Consider the following 22157-nt stretch of genomic DNA (forward strand, 5'->3'; position numbering starts at 1 on the left):
GGCCGCGCCGGCGGCGACCCGTTCGTCGGTCGCGGTCAGCGCGACCCGGACGTGGTTCCCGCCGGCCGGGCCGTAGAAGTCGCCGGGAGCGACCAGGATCCCCCGGTCGGCGAACCAGGACACGGTCCTCCACGCGTCCTCGCCCCGCGAGGCCCACAGGTACAGGCCGGCCTCGGAGTGCTCGACGGTGAACCCCGCCGCACGCAGCGCCGGCAGCAGGACCGCCCGCCGTGCCGCGTACCTGGTCCGCTGCTCGTCGAGGTGCCGGTCGTCCGACATCGCCGCCGTGATCGCCGCCTGCACGGGGCGGGGCACGATCATGCCCGCGTGTTTGCGCACCTCCAGGACCTCGGCGACCAGCACCGGATCGCCCGCGAGGAGACCGGCCCGGTAGCCGGCGAAGTTCGAGGACTTCGACAACGAGTGCACCGCGAGCAGACCGGCGAGGGAATCGCCCACCCCGGAGGCGGCGAGCACGTCCGGGTGCAGGACGGACACCGGCTCGGTGTCCCAGCCCAGCGCCAGGTAGCACTCGTCCGAGGCGACGACCGCCCCGAGTTCCCTCGCGGCGGCGACCGACTCGGCCAGCGCCGCCGCCCCCAGCACGCGCCCCGTCGGGTTGGACGGGGAGTTCAGCCACACCAGCCGCGTCCCGCGTGGTGGGCGTTCCCCGTCGGCGAGGCGGACGACGTCCGCTCCCGCGAGCCGCGCACCCACCTCGTAGGTGGGGTAGGCGAGTTCGGGGATCGCGACGACGTCACCCGGCCCGAGGCCCAGCAGCGTCGGCAGCCAGGCCACGAGCTCCTTGGACCCGATCGTGGGCAGCACCGCGTCGGTGGGCAGCGCCACCACCCCGTGCCGACGGGCCAGGCCCGCCACCACGGCCTCCCGGAGCTCCCGGGTGCCGTGGGTGGTCGGGTAGCCGCCCTGGTCGGACACCGAGGCCAACGCGGCCCGCAGTTCCGGCGCGACCGGGTCGACCGGAGTGCCCACCGACAGGTCCACGAGGCCGTCCTGGTGGACCGCCGCCCGCTCCCGTGACGCGCGCAGCGAGTCCCACGGGAAGTCGGGCAGCCGCCGGCCGCCGGTCCGCCTGGTGCTCACCTCGTCATTCCCCCTGCGGGGGCAGCTGCGCGATCCAGGCGGGGTCGTCGCTGACCTTGCCGACCTTGGCCGCTCCACCCGGCGAGCCGAGCTTGTCGAAGAAGTCGACGTTCGCCTTGGTGTAGGCCGCCCACTGGTCGGGCACGTCGTCCTCGTAGTAGATCGCCTCGACGGGGCAGACCGGCTCGCACGCCCCGCAGTCCACGCACTCGTCCGGGTGGATGTACAGCATCCGGTCGCCCTCGTAGATGCAGTCCACTGGGCACTCCTCGATGCATGCCTTGTCGAGGACATCCACGCACGGCTCAGCGATGACGTAGGTCACGGCGGCTCTCCTGCTCATCGTCCAGTCGCCCGTGCGGACCTTCGACGCACGGCCGTTCCAGTATCTCTCGCCGTCCACCCTGGTGCCCCACCCCCCTCGGAGTCCACTCCTCCCGTTTCCGGCTCCCGCCACGCGGGCGCGCCGCGGTCGGGGTTCGGCGTGGCGCAGCCCATACCGCCTTCCGGTGCGCGGCGGGGTCGGGGCAGGATGCGGCGGTGCGGGAGCGAGTGGTCGAGGAGTTGTGCGCCGACGCCTGGCCGGCGTTGACCGAGGACCGTGTCCTGGGGTGGCGGTTCCGCGCCGCCGCCGGGTTCACCCTGCGGGCGAACTCGGGGACACCCGGACCGGCGGCGGCGGACGCGCCCCTGGTGGTTCCCCGGCTGCTGGCGTTCGCCGGAACCCACGGGATCGTCCCCCGCGCCCAGGTGGTGCTGGGTGATCCCGTGGAGGCCGGTCTTCGGGCGCTCGGCTGGCGTCCGGACCACGGCTCGGAGACGCTCGTGCTCAGCGGTCGGCTCGACGCGCTGGTGGGCGGAGCGGCAGCCGGCCTCACCCGCTGCCCGTCTCCGTTGGTCTCAGTCGGGAACGACCGGCCCCGTCCGGTCGGGGTGGCGGATCCGCCGGCGACCGGTCCGGCGCACCTCGTGCACGCCAGCCCGCCCGGCCCCGGCTGGTGGGAGCTGGCCGCCGGCACCCGCGCCCCGGGGACGGCGGAACGCGCGGTCCTCGCGCCGGCGCGCCGCGAGGACGGCGCCGTCGGGTTCGGGGAGTCCACCGTGGCGGGCGTGCCCGTGGCCGCCGTGCGCGGCTGCGTGGTCGGGACGCCGGGGAACCGCTGGTTGCACGTCGCTCGCCTCGCCGTCCGGCCGGAGCACCGCCGGACGGGCCTGGCCCGAGCCCTCGTCGGGGCGCTCGCCGGCTGGGCGGCCGATCGAGGCGCGGAGCGCTGCCTGCTCCAGGTCACCGAGGGCAACCTCGCGGCCCGCCGCCTGTACGAGGGGTTGGGCTGCACCGAACACCACCGCTACCGGTACTGGTCCCCCGGCTGAGCAGCTCCGCCCCTGACCGGATCATTTCCGGGCGGCCACTCCGGTGGCCCCGCCGCGCGCCGTCCTGGTCGCCGCCCGGTACCGCCCGCTCAGCGTGCCCAGCACCATCGCGGGCGGCAGCGCGCCCAGCGCCAGCAGGAGCAGGCCCCGCCAGTCGCCCATGAGCACCACGTCGCCACCGGGGCCGGCGACCCCGAACACGATGACCACCACCACCCAGGCCAGCAGCGGGGCTCCCGCGACCCGCATCCGGCCCGAGATCCGCCCCGCCGCGAGCACCAGCAGCACGTTGGTGGCACCGGCCAGGACGGCGGTGACGGGCACGGGAACGACACCGACCCGCAACGGCAGGAAGAACAGGGCGAGCAGCGCGAGGACCACCGCGTCGAGCACCAGCATGGCGAGCAGCAGCCAGTCCGGCACCGTCTTCATCAGGCGTCCTCCCCGCGTTCTCCTGGCAGGCCCCCGAAGAGGTCGGTCGCGGCACCGGCCGGGTTCCCGCTGGCCAACACGTAGGACTCGGCCCGCAGCACCGGTTGGGCGATGTCGTTGGACAGGGCGTACACGGCCTGCCCCGGGCCGCCGTGCCACACCTGGACCTGGGTGGCGTGCGCGCGCATCGCGTTGAGCTTCGCCGGGACGTGGTCCGCCACGTCGATCACCGAGTCCACCTCGTCGTCGGGGGTCGAGGGCACCTCGCCGACGGCGGGCACCTGGTAGGGGTGGGCGTCGCCGAGGGCGGCGATCTCGGCCAGCCCCTCCTTGACGGCGCTCGCGGCGTTGACGACGTGGAACACGCGGAGGACCTCGGGCACCTGTGCCGTGGCCGACATGGTGACGTCGTGCGCCCGCACGTGGTCGGGGTGGCCGTAGCCCCCGTCCGGGCCGTAGGTGACGACCACCTGGGGTCGCACCTCGCGCAGCACCTCCACGAGGGCCGCGGTCTGTTCGGCGAGGTCGCCGAGCGCGAAGGCCCGGGGGTGCGCGTCGGGGGCGGCGGTGGCGAAGCCAGGGGCGTCCCAGAGCATGCCCGAGTCCCGCCACCGGCCGATGCCGCCGAGGAACCGGTGGTCGTCCACGCCGAGGACGGCGCAGGCCGAGCGGAGCTCGCCGACCCGGTAACCGCCGAGCTGGTCGGCGTGGTCGGGGCCGAGGCCGCGCAACCCCTCCGGGATGATCTCGCCCTCCTCGCCGAGGGTGCACGTCACGACGGTGACCGCGACCCCCTGCGCCGCGTACCGGGCGATCGTTCCCCCGGTCCAGATGCTCTCGTCATCGGGGTGGGCGTGTACCAGGAGTAACCGCGGCGCGGCGGTCAGGCGGAGCGCTGGGGCAGTCGTCACCGAGCCAGCGTAAGGAACGCGTCGACCGCCGTGCCGCGACGGGGCACCTCGGGTCCCCGTGGGGGCCGGGGCGGCGGCACGGCCGCACCTCCCGCCCGGCGGGACACCGGGCGGGGGTCGGCCGGGCGGTGTGGCCCGGCTCAGCTCTCCCGCGAGCGGACCTCGGGGAAGTGGCAGGCGGACAGGTGCCCGTCCTCGCCCCGCGCCTCCAGCTTCGGCTCCTCGGTGGCACAGATGTCCTGGGCCTTCCAGCAGCGGGTGCGGAACCGGCAGCCCGAGGGCGGGTTGACCGGGCTGGGCACGTCACCGGTCAGGACGATCCGCTGGCGTTCCCGTTCCGCCTTCGGGTCGGGCAGCGGTGCGGCGGAGAGCAACGCCTGCGTGTACGGGTGGGTGGCCCGGCCGTACACCTCGTCGCGGGTGCCGATCTCCACGATCTTGCCCAGGTACATCACGGCGATCCGGTGTGAGATGTGCCGCACGATGGACAGGTCGTGCGCGACGAACAGGTACGCGAGGTTCAGCCGCTGCTGGAGCTCCTCCAGCAGGTTGACCACGCCCGCCTGCACGGACACGTCGAGCGCGGACACCGGCTCGTCGAGCACGAGCAGCTTGGGTTCCAGGGCCAGCGCCCGCGCGATGCCGATGCGCTGCCGCTGCCCGCCGGAGAACTCGTGCGGGAACCGGTTGCGGTGCTCCGGGTTGAGCCCCACCAGCTCCAGCAGGTTGTTCACCTTGGCCTGGATCCTCTTGTCGCCCCAGGAGGAGTGGTGGATCTCCAGGGGTTCCCGGACCACGGAGTTCACCGTCCAGCGCGGGTTCAGCGAGGCGTAGGGGTCCTGGAACACGATCTGCATGTCCCGGCGGACCGAACGCAACTGCCGGGCCGTTCGGCCGACCAGTTCCCTGCCCTCGAACCGCACCGATCCGGAGGTCGGCCGGTGCAGCTGGAGGATGGCCCGGCCGGTGGTGGACTTGCCGCAGCCGGACTCCCCGACCAGCCCCAGCGTCTCCCCGGCGCGCAGGTCGAAGGAGATGCCGGCGACCGCCTGCACCTGCCCGACCGTGCGGGGGATGATCCCCTTTCCGCGAACGGGGAAGCTCTTCACCAGGTCGCTGACCTGGAGCAGTGGCTGGCCGGTGTCGGCCCCGGCTGGTGCGGCGTCCGAGGGGGACGTCTTCGCGGTGGTCATGGGTTGCTGCCCTCCTCGCGGGCCATGCGCTGCTCGACCTCGGCCACGTCCTCGACGACGGCGAGCTCCGGATCGGCCTGGGTGAGCGAGGCCGGGTTCTCCACCGCACCGATCTCGTCGTGCTCGAACAGTTCCCGGCTGTCGTCGTCGCCACCGAGCTCGTCCCACTTGAGGCAGCGGCTGGTGTGCCCGGACACGCCGACGGGCACGAGCTCCGGCTCGGCCTCGTCGCACTCCGGCCCGGCGAGCGGGCAACGGGGGGCGAAGGCGCACCCCGGCGGCAGGTTCATCAGCGACGGCGGGGCGCCCTTGATCGGGGTCAGCCGCTTGCCGAGCAGGTCGGGGTGCGGGATGGATCCCAGCAGGCCGACCGTGTACGGCATCCTCGGCTGCTCGAACACGGCGTCCACCTGGCCCGACTCGACCACGGTCCCGCCGTACATCACCTGGACCCGGTCGGCCATCCCGGCCACCACGCCGAGGTCGTGCGTGATGATCATGATGGCGGCCGAGGTCTCGTCACGGATGCGCAGCAGCGTCTCCAACACCTGGGCCTGCACGGTCACGTCCAGCGCCGTGGTCGGCTCGTCCGCGATGATCAGCGTCGGATCGTTGATGATCGCCATCGCGATCACCACCCGCTGCCGCATCCCGCCGGAGAACTCGTGGGGGAACTGCGCCGCCCGCCGGTCCGGCTGCGGGATGCCGACCAGTTCGAGGGCCTCCACCGCCTTGGCCCAGGCGACCTTCTTGGACACCCTGTGGTGGGCCCGGTAGGCCTCCGACAACTGCCAGCCCACGGTGTACACCGGGTTCAGCGAGGTCATCGGGTCCTGGAAGATCATCGCGATGTCGTTGCCGCGCAGCTTCTCCAGCTGCCGCTGGCCGAGACCGACGATCTCGGTGTCGCGGAAGCGGATGGACCCGCCGATGCGGGCGCTCCGGGGCAGCAGCCCCATCACCGCCATCGACGACACCGACTTGCCCGAGCCGGACTCGCCGACGACGCCCAGCACCTCGCCCTGGCGGAGGGTGAAGGACACACCGCGGACCGCGCGGACCACCCCGTCGTCGGTCGGGAACTCGACCGTCAGGTTGTCGACGGTGAGCAGGTCACCTGCTGTCGTCGTCATCAGGCACGCACCTTCGTCTGCTTCGGGTCGAAGGCATCCCGGATGCCGTCGCCGATGAAGTTCACGGTCAGCGAGATCAGCACGATCACCAGGAACGGCGCCCAGAACAGCCACGGCCGCAGCTCCAGCTGGGCGTAGTTGTTGTTGATGATCAGGCCCAGCGAGGTGTCGGGGATGTTGACCCCGAGGCCGATGAACGACAGCGCCGCCTCGGCGAGCACGGCCGTGGCCACCGCGAGGGTCGCGTTGACCGTGATGACACCGGTCAGGTTCGGCAGGATGTGCTTGACCACGATCCGGGTGTTGCTCGCGCCCATCGCCCTGGCCGCCTCGACGAACTCCTGGTTCGCCAAGGACAGGGTGAGCCCCCGGTTGATCCTGGCCACCGACATCCAGCTGAACAGGCCCAGCGCGATTGCCACCAGGTACCAGCTGCTACCGAAGGCGCTCGCGGCCAGGGCCACCAGCGCCAGCTGCGGGATGATCAGCCACAGGTCGACCAGCCGCATGAACAGCGTGTCCACCCACCCGCCGAGCAGCCCGGCGACCGCGCCGAGGGTCACCCCGATCACGGTGGCCATCGCGGCGACGACCACCGCGATGAGCAGCGAGAACTGGGTTCCGCGCACCAGCATGGCCAGCATGTCCCGACCGAGGTTGTCGGTGCCGAGCGGATGGTCGGGCCCGGGGTCCTCGTAGCGCCCGCCGCCGGTGTAGGTGTGGTCGTACGGGAGGAACCAGGGCATCACGATCGCCGCGAGCACGATCAGCACCAGCACGCTGAGGCTGATCATCGCCATCCGGTGCCGGAGGAAGCGCCGCAGCACGATCTTCCACTGCTTGCGCGCCTCGGTGTCGAACTCGTGGCCCGCCCGGGGCGTCGTGTCCGGTTCGTCCGGCGTCGTCTTCGTCACTGTGTCAGCCAAGGCGGATCCTCGGGTCCAGGAAGCCGTACACGATGTCGGCGACCAGGTTGAATGCGACTGTCAGCACGGCGGTGACCATCAGCCAGCCCATGAGCATCGGCGGGTCCTTCTGGCCGACCGCGTCGACCAGCAGACTGCCCATGCCCCGCCAGCCGAAGACCATCTCGGTCATGATCGCGCCACCGAGCACCGCGCTGAAGTTCAGGGAGACCATCGTGGTCACCGGGATGAGCGCGTTGCGGAAGGCGTGCCGGAAGATGACCCGGGACGGGCGGAGGCCCTTCGCCCGGGCGGTGCGGACGTAGTCGGAGCCCAACGTCTCCAGCATGGAGGCGCGCTGGAAACGGCTGTACGCGGCGAAGCTGATGAGCATCAGGCTCAGAGTGGGCAGGAGGTAGACGCCCACGTACTGGCTGACCTGCTCGAAGAAGGACCCCTGGAACCCCTGGGCCGGTGGGATCGTGCGGATCCAGCGCTCACCGCCCATCGAGACCAACAGGTCGTTGAAGCGGATGCCGTACATCTTCAGCACGATCGCCACGCAGAACAGCGGCATGGAGAACATGACGAAGGCGGCGGTGGTCGCCACGTAGTCGAAGATCGTGTACTGGCGCACCGCGGCGAGCACGCCGATGGCGACACCCAGGACGATCGCGAGGATCTCGGCGCCGATGACGAGCCGGAAGGTCACGCTGAAGGCACGCATGACCTCCTCGTAGACGTCGGCCTTGGCCGAACCGAGGGCGAGGCTCTCGCCCCAGTCACCGGTGAGGAAACCGGTGAGCCAGTCCCAGTACCGGGCCCAGATCGGACGGTCGAGCCCCAGCTCGATCATCAGGTTCTGGACGTCCTCCTCGGTGACACCGGGGGTGGCCCGGTACTCGCCGATCGGGTTGCCGGCCGCGGACACCAGCAGGTAGGCCAGGAAGGAGCCGATCCCGAGGATGGGGATCGATATGAGGATTCTGCGGATGATGTAGCGGAGCACGATGTCGTCCTCGATACCAAGCCAACGTCAGTCCCGGGCGGACCGATCGCGGGCTGCACCGGCAGGGGCCACCGGTCGGTGCCACCCTCGGGTGGCACACGGGGCCGGACCCCGTCGGCCCGGCCCCGTGTCATGCGACCGATGTCAGGAACTGACCTCCCACTCCGCGACGTTCCAGGTCACACCGTCGGAGCCCTGGTAGGTGACCTGGTCCACGTTCTCGGCGTAGGCCCAGGCGTCGGGCACCTGGAAGAGCGGGATGGACAGGACGTCCTCCGCGTAGGCCTTGTCGGCGGCGGACAGCGCGGCGGACCGCTCGTCCTCGTCGAGGCTGTTCTTCACGATCTCGAACTGGTCGGTGGCCTCCTGGTTCTCCCAGCCGCTCCAGTTCTGGCCGCCACCGATGCTGTACAGCGAGGCCTTGGAGGACTTGTAGGGGGTACCGACCCAGGCGAACAGGGCCACGTCGTAGTCACCCTCGCTGACGCGGGTGTCCAGGAAGTTGTCGTCGGTGTCGTTGATGACCTCGATGCCGGCCTCGGCGCAGGTGCCCTGGATGAGGGCGACCGAGTCGGTGCGGCGGTCCAGCGCGGTGTGGCTGATGGTCAGCGAGGCGCGCTCGCCGTCCTTCTCGTAGACGCCGTCCGAACCCTGGGTCCAGCCGCCCTCCTCGAGGATCTCCTTGGCGGCGTCGGCACCCAGGCCGGTGATGTCGCTGTAGAGGTCCTCGTAGCCGGGCTCCTCGGGCAGGAACAGCAGGCTGCCCAGCGGGGCGGCCTCCGGGTCGACGCTCTTCAGCAGCTTGTCGACCAGTTCCTCGCGGTCGACGCAGGCCGCGAAGGCCTGGCGCAGGGCGAGGTCCTGGAACTTCTCCCTGGCGAGGTTGATGTCGAGGTGCTCGAAGGTCAGACCGGCCTTCGCCTCGTAGGTGACGCCCTGCGAGGTCAGCGCCTGGAGCTGCTCGGCGGTCTCGCTGTTGGCCTGCGGCGCGATGACGTGCACCTGCTGGTCCTGCAGCGCGGTCACCTGCGCGTTGGCGTCGGCGATGTTCTGCAGCGTGATCGTGTCGGGCCCGCCGGGGTTGCCGATCCACTCAGGGTTGCGCACCAGGGTCACCGAGGTGCCCTGCTGCCAGCTGTCGAACATGTACGGGCCGGAGGAGGGCATCAGCTCCGGGTTGAACCCGTTCCAGCCCTCGTTCCAGAACTCGGCGGCCGCGTCCAGCTCGTCCTGCGGGCTGTCGGCGCTGAGCTCCAGGACGTCCTCGATGCCGGTCTCCTGCTCCAGGATGTGCGCCGGCAGGACCGCCTTGCTGCCGAACAGCCCGGTCCAGTCGGCGTAGGTCTCGGAGAACTCGCCGACGAAGGTGCGGTCGTCCTCGCACGTACCGGTCATGATGTCGTAACCGGTGGTGGAGGCCGGCGCGAACAGCTCACCGCCGTCCTCGGTGGTGGCCAGCTTGCTCTTGGAGAACCAGGACAGGTAGAAGTCGCTGCAGTCCCAGGGCTCACCGTCGGACCAGGTGACGCCCTCGCGGATCTTCCACTCGACGACCTGCGGGTCCTCGCTCCTGACCTCCGCCGACTCCATCACGTCGGCGTTGAGCAGGATCTCCATCGTGTCGGTGACGACGAACGGCTCCGAGATCACCGGGTTCAACACCAGGGTGTTGTTGAAGTTGTTGGCACTGCGCGCACCGTTGTTGTACGACGTGTAGGCCGCGTCGTGCGTGACGGTCACGGTGCCGCCCTGCTCGACCTCCGGCACGTTGTAGGTGCCGTCGCCGTTGTTGCCCTTCCCACCGGTCGCGCTGGAGTCGTTGAGGCCGCCCCCGCCACCGCCGTTGTCGTCGCCGTTGCCGCCTCCGCCGCCGCAGGCGCTCAGCACGAGCGCGGCGCTCATCGTCACCGCGACCGCGGCGACAGACCTCGTTCTCCTCATTTGGTGTGCCCTCCTAGCACTGGGTCAGCGGACCGCAACCAACGGTCATGACCCGAACCACCCATCAGCGGCCCAACCCGGAAGCCGGTTCGCCATTGGCGGAACGGTAAGAACTGCGACAGGTGGCGGTCACCTGGGAACACTGGATCGTGACCAAAAGGTGACTCCTCGCACGCGGAGGGTTATCGTCCACTAACCGAACGGACACGTCCGTTTTTTGAACACTATTGCCCTGGTGTTACGGGCGTGTTCTTCCCGCCGTTCGGCCCCAATTCACCGCCGTGGATTCTCCCAAGCGGGCTCCGCCCCCGGCACCGAATCCCCGTCGCACCCGACGCCGTTCCTCCCGGGGGTACGCGCCGCCGTCAGGCTCCGACCCGTCGCCAGTGGAGGGCGCTGGAGAAGGGGCCGAGGAACGGCCGGGTGTGCGCCAGTCCGTCGAGTTCCTCGGTGGCGACCACCGTCTCGGCCAGCTGGAACAGCGGGAGCGCGACCGCCCGCTGCCAGAGCGCGTCCTCCAGCTCGGCCTCGACCTCGGACAGCGGGGTACCCCCGGTCAACACCGAGTCGATGACGGGTTGGAGTTGGGGATCGCAGAAGCCGGCCGGGTTGCCGGGCAGCACCGGGGAGCCGTCCACGGCCGCCGGCACGCACCCGAACCAGGAGGCCAGCTCGGTGGCGACATCGCCGCCCGTCGGCCGGGGCACCACCGCGACGTCCACGATCGGGGGGGTCTCGCCCTCCCCCGTCACCGAGCCGGCGCTCGCCCCGCCCCCCGGCTGCCCGCTGACCAACATCGGGTACAGCTCGTCGGCGGGAGGCGTGATCAGGCTCGTCTCCACCCCGAGGTCCCCCAGCTGGCGGGCCACGTGCCCGGCCAAGGAGGTGTACGGCTCCTGCCCCCTCGGCGCGGCCACCACCAGCTCGAAGGGAACCCCGTTGCGCAACCACTGCCCGTCGACCAGCGCGTACCCGGCCTCGGACAGCTCCTCGACGAGCAGGTCGGGATCACCGCTGCCCAGCACCGAGCCCTCGGGGAGGGTCGGCGTGAACACCGGGTCGACCGGGGACCGCAGCTGCGCGTCGACGCGCAGCTCGGCGGAGGGCCCGCTGCGGGCGCCGGCGGCGATGAGGAAGTCGCGGTCGAGGGAGGCGGCCACCGCCCGGCGCACCCGCTGGTCGCTCAGCTGCGGGCTCGCCGGCCGGAACAGCACCTCCACCCGGTGGGACCGGGGCACCGTCCAGCTGTCCAGCGGCGCGTCGATGCTGGCGAGCAGGCCGGTGGCGATGGCGTCGGCCCGCAGCATGGCCGCCTGGTTGTCGTCGCTGTCCAGGGCGGACGCCAGTCCGCTGTGCGAGGCCTCCCGGAACACGAGCCGGTCCAGGGACGCCGGATTGTACCAGTACTTGTCGTTGCGCTCCAGAATGAGTTCACCGCGTTCCAGGTCCATCACGTTGACCGTGAACGCGTTTCCCGAAACCGGGAACGTGTTCGAGAATGCGCCGGTCCACCCGCCGGGGGCATCCTTGAGCAGGTGGGCCGGCAACAGATCGGAGAAAAGCGAACGCCACGCCGGGTACGGTTCGGAGAAGGTGACCTCGACGACCTTTCCGCCATTGCGCGAGGTGAGTTCGTCGATCAGCCGGTACCCGGCCGAGTCCACCACCCCCGGTTCGGAACGCATCCGCTGCCACAGGTAGTCGAAGTCCTCGGCGGCGATCGGCGCCCCGTCCGACCAGGACGCGTCCTGCCGCAGGACGTAGCGCACGGTGAACGGGTCGGCGTCCACCACCCGGGCGGAGGTGGCCACCGACCGGTCGAGCCGGGGCTCGCCGCCCGGTCCTGGCCGGAACACCGAGGGCAGCAGCAGGCTGGCGAGCACGGTGGTGGTGGCGGAGAGGTCCGAGAGCAGGTGCGGGTTGAACCCACCGGAGAGCTCGTCCACCCCCACCACGATCTCGTTGGGCACCGGGTCGCTGGGGACCTGGTCGGTGTGCGTGGGATCGACGAGCGGGGGCGGCGGGGTGTTGGTGCACGCGGCGACGAGGACGAGGGCCACCAGCGCCGAGAGGAGCGCGCTGACCCGGCACCGCGACCGGTGCGGCGCTGACCCGGTCATCGAGCTCTCCTCTGGTTTCTGCGCTGGTCGACAGGAACACCGACGGGTGACCGGGACCTGTCCGCTGACCGCCAGCGGTGGGCGCGGGTCAGGGGTCGGGCGCACGACGGCAGCCCGAGCGTAGCGGTGACCGTATCCGGCGTGGTGTGTTCTCCCGGTTGCGTCCGCGCCCCCGGCGCGGCACGCCGCCCTCCGGGGCCATCACGCGCGGGGCCGGCGGCCCCCCGAGGAGGGGGACCGCCGACCTCCGGGTGGGCTGTCAGCCGCGGGTCTTGGCGCGGGCGCGCTCCCTGGCCCGCTGCGTGGAGTCCAGCACCGTCTTGCGGACCCGGACCACGTCGGGAGCGACCTCGACGCACTCGTCCGAGGAGCAGAACTCCAGCGCCTCCTCCAGACCGAGCTTGCGGGGGCGGGCCAGCCGCTCCAGCTCGTCGCCGGTGGAGGACCGCATGTTCGTCAGCTTCTTCTCCCGGCACACGTTGACGTCGAGGTCCTCGGCGCGCGGGTTCTCCCCCACGACCATGCCCTCGTACACCGCCGCGCCGGGCTCCACGAAGAAGGTGCCCCGGTCGGCCAGCTGGATCATCGCGTAGCTGGTGACCGCGCCCGTGCGGTCGGCGACCAGCGAACCGCTGTGCCGGGTGCGCAGCTCGCCGGCCCAGGGCTGGTAGCCGACGAAGACGTGGTTGGCGATACCGGTGCCCCGGGTCTCGGTGAGGAACTCGGTGCGGAACCCGATGAGGCCCCGGGCCGGCACGATGTAGTCGATCTTGATGCGACCGGAACCGTCGTGGTCGCCCATCTGCTCCATGGTGCCCTTGCGGTTGGCCATGAGCTGCGTCAACGCCCCGAGGTGCTCCTCGGGGATGTCGACGGTGAGCCGTTCGAACGGCTCGCACAGCTTGCCGTCGATGGTCTTGGTGACCACCTGCGGCTTGCCGACGGTCAGCTCGAAGCCCTCCCGGCGCATCTGCTCGACGAGGATGGCCAGCGCCAGCTCGCCACGGCCCTGCACCTCCCACACGTCGGGACGCTCGGTGGGCAGCACCCGCACGCTGACGTTGCCGATCAGCTCCGCGTCCAGCCGGCCCTTGACCAGCCGCGCGGTGAGCTTGCTCCCGCCGTTGCGGCCGGCCATCGGGGAGCTGTTCACCCCGATCGTCATGGAGATCGCCGGCTCGTCGACGGTGATCCTCGGCAGCGGCTCGGGGTTCTCGGCGTCGGCGAGGGTGTCCCCGATGGTGATGTCGGGGATGCCGGCGATGGCGACGAGGTCGCCGGCGGCCGCCTGCTCGGCGGGGACCCGGTCCAGCGCCTCCGCGAGGAAGAGCTCGGCGACCCGGACCTTCTGGGTGGAGCCGTCCTCCCGGCACCACGCCACCGTCTCCCCCTTGGAGATGCGGCCGGCGTGCACCCGGCACAGCGCCAGTCGCCCGAGGAACGCCGAGGCGTCGAGGTTGGTCACGAGGGCCCGCAGCGGGGCGTCCGGGTCGCCGGTGGGGGCGGGCACGTGGTTGAGCAGGATCTCGAACAGCGGGTCGAGGTTCTCGCTGTCGGGCAGCGCACCGTCGGCCGGCTGCTCCAGGCTGGCCCGGCCGGCCCGGGCGGAGGCGTAGATGACCGGCAGGTCGAGGACCGAGTCGTCGGCACCGACCTCGGCGGCCAGGTCCAGCAGCAGGTCGTGGGTCTCCTCGACGACCTCGGCGATCCGGCTGTCCGGCCGGTCGACCTTGTTGACGACGAGCACGACCGGCAGCCCGGCGGCGAGGGTCTTGCGGAGCACGAACCGGGTCTGGGGCAGCGGCCCCTCACTGGCGTCGACCAGCAGCACGACCCCGTCGACCATCGACAGCCCGCGCTCGACCTCGCCACCGAAGTCGGCGTGGCCCGGGGTGTCGACGACGTTGATGGTGACGGCGCCGTCCGGGGTCTCCCGGCGGATGGCCGTGTTCTTGGCCAGGATGGTGATGCCCTTCTCCCGCTCCAGCTCGCCGGAGTCCATGACCCGGTCGACCGGTTCGGAACGGGCGGAGAAGGCCCCCGACTGGCGCAGCATGGCGTCCACCAGGGTGGTCTTGCCGTGGTCGACGTGCGCGACGATCGCGATGTTGCGCAGGTCTGTCCTGGTGAGCTCACCGGCGACGGCACTGGGAGCAGGCACGCGAAGACTCCTGACGATGTTGGTGGAGGAAGAGGACCGCCGGCGGGTCCGCACGCGCGGCCTGATCCAGTCTAGTGCACGTGACGTGGCCGAACGCTGTCCGCTTGGTCACTGCGGGGGCGGCTGCTCGCCCGGCTGGTGGTACTGGTAGCCGGCGGGCGGGGCGGGCACGCCCCCGCTCGGGGGCCCGGCGGCGCCGGGCTGGGCGGTGGGTGGAACCCCAGCAGCGTAGTACGAGGACTGGGCGGGTGGTCGGGGCACGCCCGCCGGCGCGGGTCGGAGGGCGAGGGCGATGACCGCCATGAGCAGGCCGAACAGCCCGATGCCCAGGGCCCCGAGCAGCAAGGTCTGGTCGGAGTCGCACGAGAAGCTCAGATCGACGGCGTTCGGTTGACCCACCCGGCTCATCTGACCGCCACTGCACTGGAGGGCGGACAGGCGGAAGGACTCCTCCAGCCGCACGAAGACCATGATCAGCGACGCGAGTCCCGCCACACCGGCCAGCGCGAGGAGCGCGCCACGCAGGAAAGCCATTCCCGGAGGCTATCGGGGCGCTACGCACCGTCGTCGTCGTTCCGGTGGAGTGTGACGCGGCTCCAGTCGCGGGACGACCGGCGTGCCCGGTCGAGGACAGGCGCCCGGGAGCCCCGCCGGCGGCTGCCCGGCGCCCGACCGATCAGTCGTGAACTCCGCGCGGCAAGGGCCGCCGCCTACCGGAGACGCTGGTCACCACCCGGCCACCCTCGGCTCCGCCCTGCCCCGGAGGGCCCCTCGGGCGGGGTTCCGAACGCGCTCAGCCCAGCCGGCCGGAGCGAACAGCGTCGACGAAGGCGACGAAGGCCCGCCGACCCACCACGATCGTGCCCCCACCACGGTTCTTCGTGTCCCGAATCCCCACCACCCCCAACTCCACCGACGACCCCACCTCGACACAGTTGGACTGCACGCCACTGTGCGTGCTCTTCCGCCACGTCTCGAACATGGTCACTCCTTCGCTGCCGCCGCGAATGTTGTCAGGTAGTCCCGGATGAGGTTCGACGATTCCGCCGGGCCGAGGCTCGCGGACATGACAGTAGCCGTGGCGATCTCGTAAGCCGAGACATCCGCTTCGGCGAAGACGAACAGCCCGGACCGCAGGTGCTCAAGGTGGACGACCGGGCGTGGGCCGGTAGACATCAGCACCCAGGAACCGTTCAGTGCGATGCTCGGGTTGCCCGTCGGCAGCACTCGCACGGTAGTTCTCTCCCGGCCCGCTACGTCGAGGATCGCCCGCAGCTGGTTTGCCATGACGTCGCTGCCGCCAACGGGGCGCGCCAGGACACCCTCGTCCAGGACGGCGATGAAGTCCAGTTGGCCGAGTACCAGTTGCCTCGCCTGCCTGACGCGCACCCACTTCTCGACCTCGGTAGGCGCCACCCCACCGAGCCGCATGATCTCGCGGGTGTAGGCCGGGATCTGAAGCAGCCCAGGCACGAGCATCATGGACACGTCAGTGATGCGACCGCTCTGACGAGCTGCCTCTCGCTCGAACTCGACGAGCGTGTCGAGTTGCTTGGGCCTGTCGTGGCCTCGCTCGAGCCAGCTGTGAGCGTCCCTCTCCTCCGCGAAAACGCTCAGCACCCGCTCCCGATCAGCACGGCCGGCAGCGAGGTGCGCGAGCGCTGCCATCACGAGCTCTCGGCTGATGTTCGCCAGGCCGTTCTCGATGCGTGACATCGTGCTCTGGTTGACACCAAGCGCCCTCGCCAGCCTTGTTCCAGACCAGTACCGAGCCTTCCGTAGTCGACGCAGCTCCGTACCCACGACCTGAGCTGACGGCGTCCGTCCTCGTATCAAGTCCATGCAGGAAAAATAACCAATTCCAGCATATTTTCGGAATAACCCGTAAGGGTTCTTGAACAGGCACGACGACAGCGGGAAGCATTGTATCTCGTCAGTATGCCGACATGATGCGGAATATTCTCATGTTGCCTCATGCCCTCCAGACCATCGCGGCACGCTCATGCGAGCGGCCACCTCCGGCGAGCACAGCGTGCCTTCGGCACCGCGCTCCTCAACCTTCGAGGTTGGGGAGAACAGCCGTGATCTCCGTGGGATGTGCCCGAGCCCTGCGACGTGGCCGGCTCGGCGCAGTAGCGAGGAAGCCCGAAGCGCTGGTTGCGCACCTGAACCAAGCGATCACTACTCCATCCGCCTTCGCGCGTGTGGACCTTCCTCCGCATGAACGGGCCTCAACGCGATCGCCCACCCCGCCCCGCTGCTTCTGCCGTCCTGCCAGCACGACTTCACCATCCGGGCTGGCTTTTCCCACGCTCCGTTCTCCGCTACGCGAAAACGCGCGGAAAGCTCTCGTTGAGCCAACGACCATGCAACGTCATGTGCCTCTGGTCAGCCTGACTCGACCAGACCACACCGCTGGCTCGCCTCGTGACCAGTCCGCTAGGGCAGGCTCGTGAACACGGACCTGTCGCCGCTGGACGAGGATCGTTTCCGCTGGTACCACCGCGTGACCGGCTGGGACGTGGAACGGCGGTCGACCTCCACCTGCCAGGTCGAGCTGGATCACAGCCGCACCAGGGTCGTCCTGCGCCTCGGCTCCACCAGGGCGGGAAGCATCGGGCTCGCACGTGACGAGGCCCGTCGACTGGCGACGACGCTGCGCACGGGTACCGCGACGCGCCTCCCCGTCGCACACGAGATGAGCCCCCGCTGCTCCCTCGTCGTGACACCGGAGGAGAGCACTTCGGGGACGATGTGGCGCCTGCTCCCCGCCTCCGCCGGAGTCGCGGACTGGACGACCCGGTTCGACACCGACGCTGCTCAGCGGATCGCGACCCTCCTCACGGAGGGAGTCGCTCTGTTGCGCCTCAGCACCCCCCACGCCCGTTCGGCCGTGAGTACCGCACCACCCGATCTCGACCGGCCGTGCCCCTGAGGGTCGCGGCACCACAGGGCCACGGTCGCCACGAGCCTGCGGTCTCGCCTCCTCGCCTTCTCTCGGACCGCCCCGAAGTGGGCTTCTCCGCCGCCCCGCCCCTTCCTCCCGACAGCTCTGGAGATTCCGATGCACCACACCACTCCCCCACCGCCCAGGTCCCACGACACGGACTGGCGGATCACCGTGGCCGCCGACCTCGTCCATGCCGGCTCCATGACGGCCATCACGTGCCGGTTGGAGATCGACCCGCTCCGGCTGCTGGCCCTCACCCTGCACACGACCACCATCGCCCTCGCGCCGTCCCAGGCCCGGACACTCGCGGAGCTCGTCACCGACGCCCGGTCGGGCACGGTCGTCGGACTGACGGCGGAGAAGTGTCTGGTCACCCACCTGAACTGCGTGCCGGGGGGCGAGCTGGTCCGGCCGGGGGCAGGAGGGGGCGGTGACCTCGTCGCGCTGGACACCCTCGACACCGAGCACCCGGTCGCGCTCCTCCTCGCGCGGACCGACGCGAACGAGCTGGCTCGCGGCCTGCTCGAAGGTTGCTCAACCCTGGACGGCCTGGACTGGCGAACCGTCCACCCACCCCAGGTATCCGCATCCCACGGCGACCACGAGACGAGTTGACGACGCACCCCCTAGCGGGACCTCCCCGAGGCAGCACTGGGACTCACCGCGTCCCACCACGTCAGCGGTACCAGCACCACATTCCGGTCGAGTCGTGGAGACAGGAAACGGACGGCCAGTCGGACCGCCTCCACCCCCACGTCCCATCGGGCTCGAACGCCGGAGGAGGCGGCCCGAAGGGACCACCAACGCCGGGACCGCGACGTTGACGAGGACGTCGTACACCGACACCACCCGGACCGTCGGGAAATCCACCGGGCACATCCGAGGAGGACGGAGACGTTTCCCACCACCAGGGTGATCGCGGGCGATGGCGCGCAGGTTCGCGAACCGAAGGGGAAGCAAGGCAACCAACGGGACGAACAGCAGTACGTCACCGGTCGCGGCGGGGGCGGCGGGCCGCTCCACGGGCGATGAGTGGTCAGCCCACCTCGCTGTCCAGGGGACGGAGGAGGGCGTGCAGCTCGGGCAGCACGATCCGGTCCGCCTCCAGCCAGTCCAGTGCGTCCAGTTCCTCCCCGGACACCCAGCGCAGTCCCTCGTGCTCCACGGCGGTGGGCTCCGCCGACCCCTCGGCCAGCACCGCCTCGTACAGCCGGAGGACGGACCCGCCGGGCAGCGGGAGGTCCGGTCCGACCCGGTCGAGCACGGTCACCTCCGCGCCCAGCTCCTCCGCGCACTCCCGGCGCAGGGCGTCCCAGTCGGTCTCGCCGGTCTCCACCCGTCCGCCCGGGAGTTCCCAGCGGCCCGCGACCTCCACGGGGAACGACCGCCGCTGGGCGAGCAACCGCCCGTCCCGCACGATCGCGGCGCCCACCACCCGCCGGGCCGACCCGAGTTCAAGCACCCGGTCCCGGAGCGCCCGTTCCCGGGCCGCCAGCACGCGCAGGGCCACCCGCCGGCCGATCAGGACGTCGACGAGCCGGCCCAGCGGCCCGAACCTCGTCGTCCACGACACCTCGTCGGTGACGAGGACCCCGGCCCCGGTGGGAGCGAGGGTGACCTGGTGCTCGAGCCGTTCGAAGAACGGCCCGGGCCGGGAGCGGGAGCGGAAACCGCTCCCACCCACCTCCGTGAGGACCGTGCGCAGCGGGATCCACACCCCGGGCAGCACCCGGACGTGGAAGGAGATCGACTCGTCCGCTCCCAGCAACCCGGGACCGTCGACGGCCCGCATCCGCACCCCGGCGGCCGGGTCGTCCACGAACTGCCGGCGGTCGCGGAGGGCGGCGGCCACGGTCTCGGGTTCGGCGTCCACCAACGCGGTGGTTCTCAACACGGGCATCCGTCGATGGTGCCGGTGCCTGGGAGGACGCGGACGGCGGGTCGGGCTTCTCCGGGTGGTCGCGGGACGCGGGGGCTCGGCCTCACGGCGCCCGCTCCGGCCTGGCCGGCCGGGCGACCGGTTCCGAGTCGAAGCGGTAGGAGCCGGAACGGCCTTCATGCTCGTGGGCCCAGCGCCTCCTCGGGTGCGGACGACGCGGATGCGGCGGTCCTCCTCCCGCCGGCGCTCCCCCACCGGCACCCCGGGTCGGTCACTTCTCGGGCGGGTGCGCCGGCCACACCACCTCGAACCGGGCGCCGCCCTCCGGGGACACCCCGGCCCGGACCCAGCCGCCCCGCCGGGCCACCAGCTCGGCGACCAGCGCCAGTCCGAGGCCGGTGCCGCCCTCCTGCCTGGCCCGCCCGGTGTCGACCCGGTAGAAGCGGTCGAACACCCGGGCCCGGTGCTCCTCGGGGATGCCGGGGCCGTCGTCGTCGACGACCAACCTGACGTGCCGACCGGCCGGCAGCACCGTCACCCGCACCAGGACACGGGTGTGCCGCACGGCGTTCGACACCAGGTTCGTGAGCACCCGGTCCACCTCGACCGGGTCGGCCGCCGCCAGTGCGGGCACCGGCGCGTAGCAGAGCACCACCCGGGCTGGGCGGGGACGTGACACCCCCTGGCACCCGCCCCCGCCCGGCGGCTCCCCGACGAGCCCCGCGCCGGTGCCGCCCTCGACCCCGCCGACGGGAGAACGCTCGTCGCTGTCGCCGGCGGTCCGCTCGTCGCGGTCGGCGTCGGGCCGGAACGACTCCTCGGCCTCGGCCGAGGCAGGTGGACGTGCCCCGGCGAGCTGGCCGGCACCGGATGCCGGGCCGTCGCCGGCGTCGTGGGACGACGCGGCGGCCGTGCCGGTCCGAGGGGGAGCCGACGGGCCGGGAGCGGGGACGTCCGGTCCCCCACCACCGCCGGCGGGGGAGGCGGACGAGCCGGCCGGCATCGTCGAACCGGGATCGGGGCGGGCCGGCGGCCCCTGCTGGTCGAGCCGGTGCCGCCGCGCCACCTGCCGCGCGAGTTCGGCGACGTCGACCGGCACCGGCTCCCGGTACTCGCCCGCGTCGGACCGCGCCAACGACAGCATGTCCTCCAGCAGGGCGGTGAGCCGGTTGGACTCGGTGACGACCTCGGCCAACACCTCCTGCGCGTCGTCCGGGTCGGGGTAGGCGAGCGCGACCTCCGCCTGCGCGCGGATCGAGGTCACCGGGGAGCGCAGTTCGTGGGCGGCGTCGCCGGTGAACCGGCGCAGCCGCGCCACCGCCTCGTCGCGGCGGGCCAGCAGCCCGTTGAGCTCCTCGGCGAGGGTCCGCAGCTCGTCCCGGGCCTCGGGGACCGGGAGGCGACCGCCCGGCGCCAGGCCGAGCGCGGCCCGCCGGACCCGGTCGACCGAGCGGAGGGAACCACGCACGGCGACCCAGGTCACCAGCCCCACCACCCCCACCCCGACCCCGGAGCACAACAGCAGCACGAGCAGGCCGACCCGGCGCATCTCGCCGTAGCCGGCGAGTTCGACCTCCGCCACCACCAGCCGCTGGGACCCGTCCGGTTGGCTGGTCACCATGCCCGCGGCCCGCGACACCGTGCCGTACCCGCCTCGGGTCACGAACCGCCCGGTGCGCAGCGCCTCCAGTTCCGCCTCGGACAGTCCCGGCGCGGGTTGGCTGTCCCGGGGGGCTCCCGCCGTGTCGAGCACGCGCACGGCGGGTCGGTTCAGGGCCGGTGGCACCGGAGGAGGCGGGTGTCCCTCGGAGACGGCGCTGACCGCCGCCACGAGGGAGCGACGCAACTCGTCGTCGGCGGACCCCGTCACCATCCGGTCGGCCAGGGCGATGACGACCGAGGACAACGCCACCATCAACACCAGGGTGGCCACCGCGGTGACCAGGGAGATCCTCGCCCACAGGGACCGGCGCGACCACCAGCCGGCGACCCGGCCCCTCACCGGCGGCCCGGGTCCCCGCCGCCCGCCGGGGCGAGCGAGGTCTCGGCCAGCTCGGGCCCGCTGATCAGGTAGCCGTGCCCGCGCACCGTGCGCAGCAGGTGCCCGGCGCCGACGGCCTGCAGCTTCCGGCGCACATAGCCCAGGTACACCTCGACGGCGTTGCGGGTGGCGGCCGCCTCGTCGCCCCACACCTCGGCCAGCAGTTCGTCCTTCCCGACCACCGCCCCGGCACGGCCCATCAGGACCCGCAACACCGCGTACTCCCGGGGGCTCAGCCCCACCTCGGCGCCCCGCCACGTCACGCTGCGCGCGCCGGTGTCCAACACCAGTTCGTCGAGCCGGTACACCACGCCCTCCCGCGCGCCCGACGACTCGGCCCGCCGCAGCACGGCGCGGAGCTGGGCCAGCAACACCACGAACGAGAACGGTTTCACCAGGTACCCGTCGGCCCCCAGGTCGAGCCCGTCCGCCTGGTCCACCTCCCCGTCCTTCGCCGACACCAGCAGCACCGGGGTGGTGATCCCCCTGCGTCGCAGCTCGGCGAGCACCCGGTAACCGGACAGGCCGGGCATCATGATGTCCAGCAGGATCGCGTCGAACGCGCCCGTCAGCGCCAGGCGCAACGCGTCCGGCCCGGCCTGGGCGAGCACCACGTCCATGCCCTCCGCGCTGAGGCCCCGGTTCAGCGCCCGCCGCACTCCGGCCTCGTCATCGGCCACCAACACCCTGGGTTTCACCCGTCCAGCATGCCGGGTCCCCCCGCCGGCGCCGCCCCCGCTCTCAGCGGGCTCTCAGCAAGACCGCTGACCAGCGCCGACGGGGGGCTCAGGCGTCGGTGCCCGCCGCCCCTGGCCGCCGTTCTCAGCGGGGTCTCAGCGAGGGTGGCCCATCGTGGGAGCAGCGGAACCCGAGGCTGGTTCCCTGGGAGGAGACTGAACGACATGGAGAAGCGGAAGCTGACGGTGGCGGGCGCGGTCGCCGGCACCGTCCTGGGCGCCGGCGGGCTGGTGTGGCTGGGCGTCCCGGCGGGCGCGAGCCCGTCG

At 71.7% G+C, this 22157-nt stretch carries 20 protein-coding genes; 3 read left to right on the forward strand and 17 right to left on the reverse strand.

Annotation, left to right across the window (positions count from 1 at the left end):
- On the reverse strand, positions 1-1104 hold a 1104-nt coding region (gene dapC / locus ACTIDRAF_RS0203590), incomplete at its 3' end, for a succinyldiaminopimelate transaminase (protein ID WP_016697350.1).
- Positions 1105-1108: 4 nt separating this feature from the next.
- Positions 1109-1429, reverse strand: a complete 321-nt coding sequence (gene fdxA / locus ACTIDRAF_RS0203595) for a ferredoxin (protein ID WP_016697351.1) — start codon at positions 1427-1429, stop codon at positions 1109-1111.
- Between the two features lie 215 nt (positions 1430-1644).
- On the opposite strand from fdxA, the gene ACTIDRAF_RS0203600 reads away from it, so the two are divergent.
- Positions 1645-2478 carry a GNAT family N-acetyltransferase gene (locus ACTIDRAF_RS0203600; RefSeq protein ID WP_016697352.1) on the forward strand — a complete coding sequence of 278 codons (834 nt, stop codon included), beginning with the start codon at positions 1645-1647 and terminating at the stop codon, positions 2476-2478.
- A gap of 21 nt (positions 2479-2499) precedes the next feature.
- Here the strand turns inward: ACTIDRAF_RS0203600 and ACTIDRAF_RS0203605 are convergent, their stop codons facing one another.
- The 12 genes from ACTIDRAF_RS0203605 to ACTIDRAF_RS27070 form a co-directional block, all read right to left on the reverse strand.
- Positions 2500-2910, reverse strand: a complete 411-nt coding sequence (locus ACTIDRAF_RS0203605) for a hypothetical protein (RefSeq protein WP_016697353.1) — start codon at positions 2908-2910, stop codon at positions 2500-2502.
- Entirely contained in the window at positions 2910-3821 is a 912-nt protein-coding gene (mshB, locus tag ACTIDRAF_RS0203610; protein WP_016697354.1) for an N-acetyl-1-D-myo-inositol-2-amino-2-deoxy-alpha-D-glucopyranoside deacetylase, read from the reverse strand. The genes ACTIDRAF_RS0203605 and mshB overlap by 1 nt, the downstream gene beginning before the upstream one ends.
- A gap of 140 nt (positions 3822-3961) precedes the next feature.
- Positions 3962-5014: an ABC transporter ATP-binding protein gene (locus tag ACTIDRAF_RS0203615; protein WP_016697355.1), complete on the reverse strand. Its 1053-nt coding sequence runs from the start codon at positions 5012-5014 to the stop codon at positions 3962-3964.
- On the reverse strand, positions 5011-6147 hold the full coding sequence (locus ACTIDRAF_RS0203620) for an ABC transporter ATP-binding protein (protein ID WP_016697356.1): 1137 nt from the start codon (positions 6145-6147) through the stop codon (positions 5011-5013). Before ACTIDRAF_RS0203620 ends, ACTIDRAF_RS0203615 begins: the two co-directional genes overlap by 4 nt.
- On the reverse strand, positions 6147-7073 hold the full coding sequence (locus tag ACTIDRAF_RS0203625; RefSeq protein ID WP_245533431.1) for an ABC transporter permease: 927 nt from the start codon (positions 7071-7073) through the stop codon (positions 6147-6149). Before ACTIDRAF_RS0203625 ends, ACTIDRAF_RS0203620 begins: the two co-directional genes overlap by 1 nt.
- Positions 7066-8061, reverse strand: coding sequence for an ABC transporter permease (locus tag ACTIDRAF_RS0203630; RefSeq protein WP_016697358.1), 996 nt, complete (start codon positions 8059-8061; stop codon positions 7066-7068). The genes ACTIDRAF_RS0203625 and ACTIDRAF_RS0203630 overlap by 8 nt, the downstream gene beginning before the upstream one ends.
- A gap of 144 nt (positions 8062-8205) precedes the next feature.
- The gene (locus ACTIDRAF_RS0203635; RefSeq protein ID WP_026065745.1) at positions 8206-10002 is read right to left on the reverse strand and encodes an ABC transporter family substrate-binding protein; all 1797 of its coding nucleotides are present in this window, start codon (positions 10000-10002) and stop codon (positions 8206-8208) included.
- A gap of 365 nt (positions 10003-10367) precedes the next feature.
- Positions 10368-12122: an ABC transporter family substrate-binding protein gene (locus ACTIDRAF_RS0203640; protein WP_016697360.1), complete on the reverse strand. Its 1755-nt coding sequence runs from the start codon at positions 12120-12122 to the stop codon at positions 10368-10370.
- A gap of 259 nt (positions 12123-12381) precedes the next feature.
- The gene (typA, locus tag ACTIDRAF_RS0203645; RefSeq protein WP_016697361.1) at positions 12382-14283 is read right to left on the reverse strand and encodes a translational GTPase TypA; all 1902 of its coding nucleotides are present in this window, start codon (positions 14281-14283) and stop codon (positions 12382-12384) included.
- 108 nt (positions 14284-14391) lie between these two features.
- Positions 14392-14817, reverse strand: coding sequence for a hypothetical protein (locus ACTIDRAF_RS0203650; RefSeq protein ID WP_016697362.1), 426 nt, complete (start codon positions 14815-14817; stop codon positions 14392-14394).
- Positions 14818-15076: 259 nt separating this feature from the next.
- Positions 15077-15265 carry a DUF397 domain-containing protein gene (locus tag ACTIDRAF_RS0203655; protein ID WP_016697363.1) on the reverse strand — a complete coding sequence of 63 codons (189 nt, stop codon included), beginning with the start codon at positions 15263-15265 and terminating at the stop codon, positions 15077-15079.
- A 2-nt stretch (positions 15266-15267) separates the two neighbouring features.
- Complete coding sequence (locus ACTIDRAF_RS27070) at positions 15268-16125, reverse strand: helix-turn-helix domain-containing protein (RefSeq protein WP_083886078.1); 858 nt, start codon at positions 16123-16125, stop codon at positions 15268-15270.
- A gap of 610 nt (positions 16126-16735) precedes the next feature.
- Here ACTIDRAF_RS27070 and ACTIDRAF_RS0203665 point away from each other — a divergent pair.
- A complete protein-coding gene (locus ACTIDRAF_RS0203665) occupies positions 16736-17218 on the forward strand; it encodes a hypothetical protein (protein ID WP_016697365.1) in 483 nt (160 codons plus the stop codon).
- Positions 17219-17347: 129 nt separating this feature from the next.
- Entirely contained in the window at positions 17348-17848 is a 501-nt protein-coding gene (locus ACTIDRAF_RS0203670; RefSeq protein ID WP_016697366.1) for a hypothetical protein, read from the forward strand.
- A 421-nt stretch (positions 17849-18269) separates the two neighbouring features.
- On the opposite strand, the gene ACTIDRAF_RS35230 is transcribed toward ACTIDRAF_RS0203670, so the two are convergent.
- The 3 genes from ACTIDRAF_RS35230 to ACTIDRAF_RS0203685 all read right to left on the reverse strand — a co-directional run bounded on the left by ACTIDRAF_RS35230 (position 18270) and on the right by ACTIDRAF_RS0203685 (position 21851).
- On the reverse strand, positions 18270-19133 hold the full coding sequence (locus tag ACTIDRAF_RS35230) for an NUDIX domain-containing protein (protein ID WP_016697367.1): 864 nt from the start codon (positions 19131-19133) through the stop codon (positions 18270-18272).
- A gap of 250 nt (positions 19134-19383) precedes the next feature.
- Positions 19384-21114, reverse strand: coding sequence for a sensor histidine kinase (locus ACTIDRAF_RS34755; protein ID WP_016697368.1), 1731 nt, complete (start codon positions 21112-21114; stop codon positions 19384-19386).
- Positions 21111-21851, reverse strand: coding sequence for a response regulator transcription factor (locus ACTIDRAF_RS0203685; RefSeq protein WP_016697369.1), 741 nt, complete (start codon positions 21849-21851; stop codon positions 21111-21113). The genes ACTIDRAF_RS34755 and ACTIDRAF_RS0203685 overlap by 4 nt, the downstream gene beginning before the upstream one ends.
- Positions 21852-22157: the final 306 nt, after the last annotated feature.

Origin of the sequence: Actinoalloteichus spitiensis RMV-1378, from assembly GCF_000239155.1 — a bacterium.
In the GTDB taxonomy this organism is placed as follows: Bacteria; Actinomycetota; Actinomycetes; order Mycobacteriales; family Pseudonocardiaceae; genus Actinoalloteichus_B; species Actinoalloteichus_B spitiensis.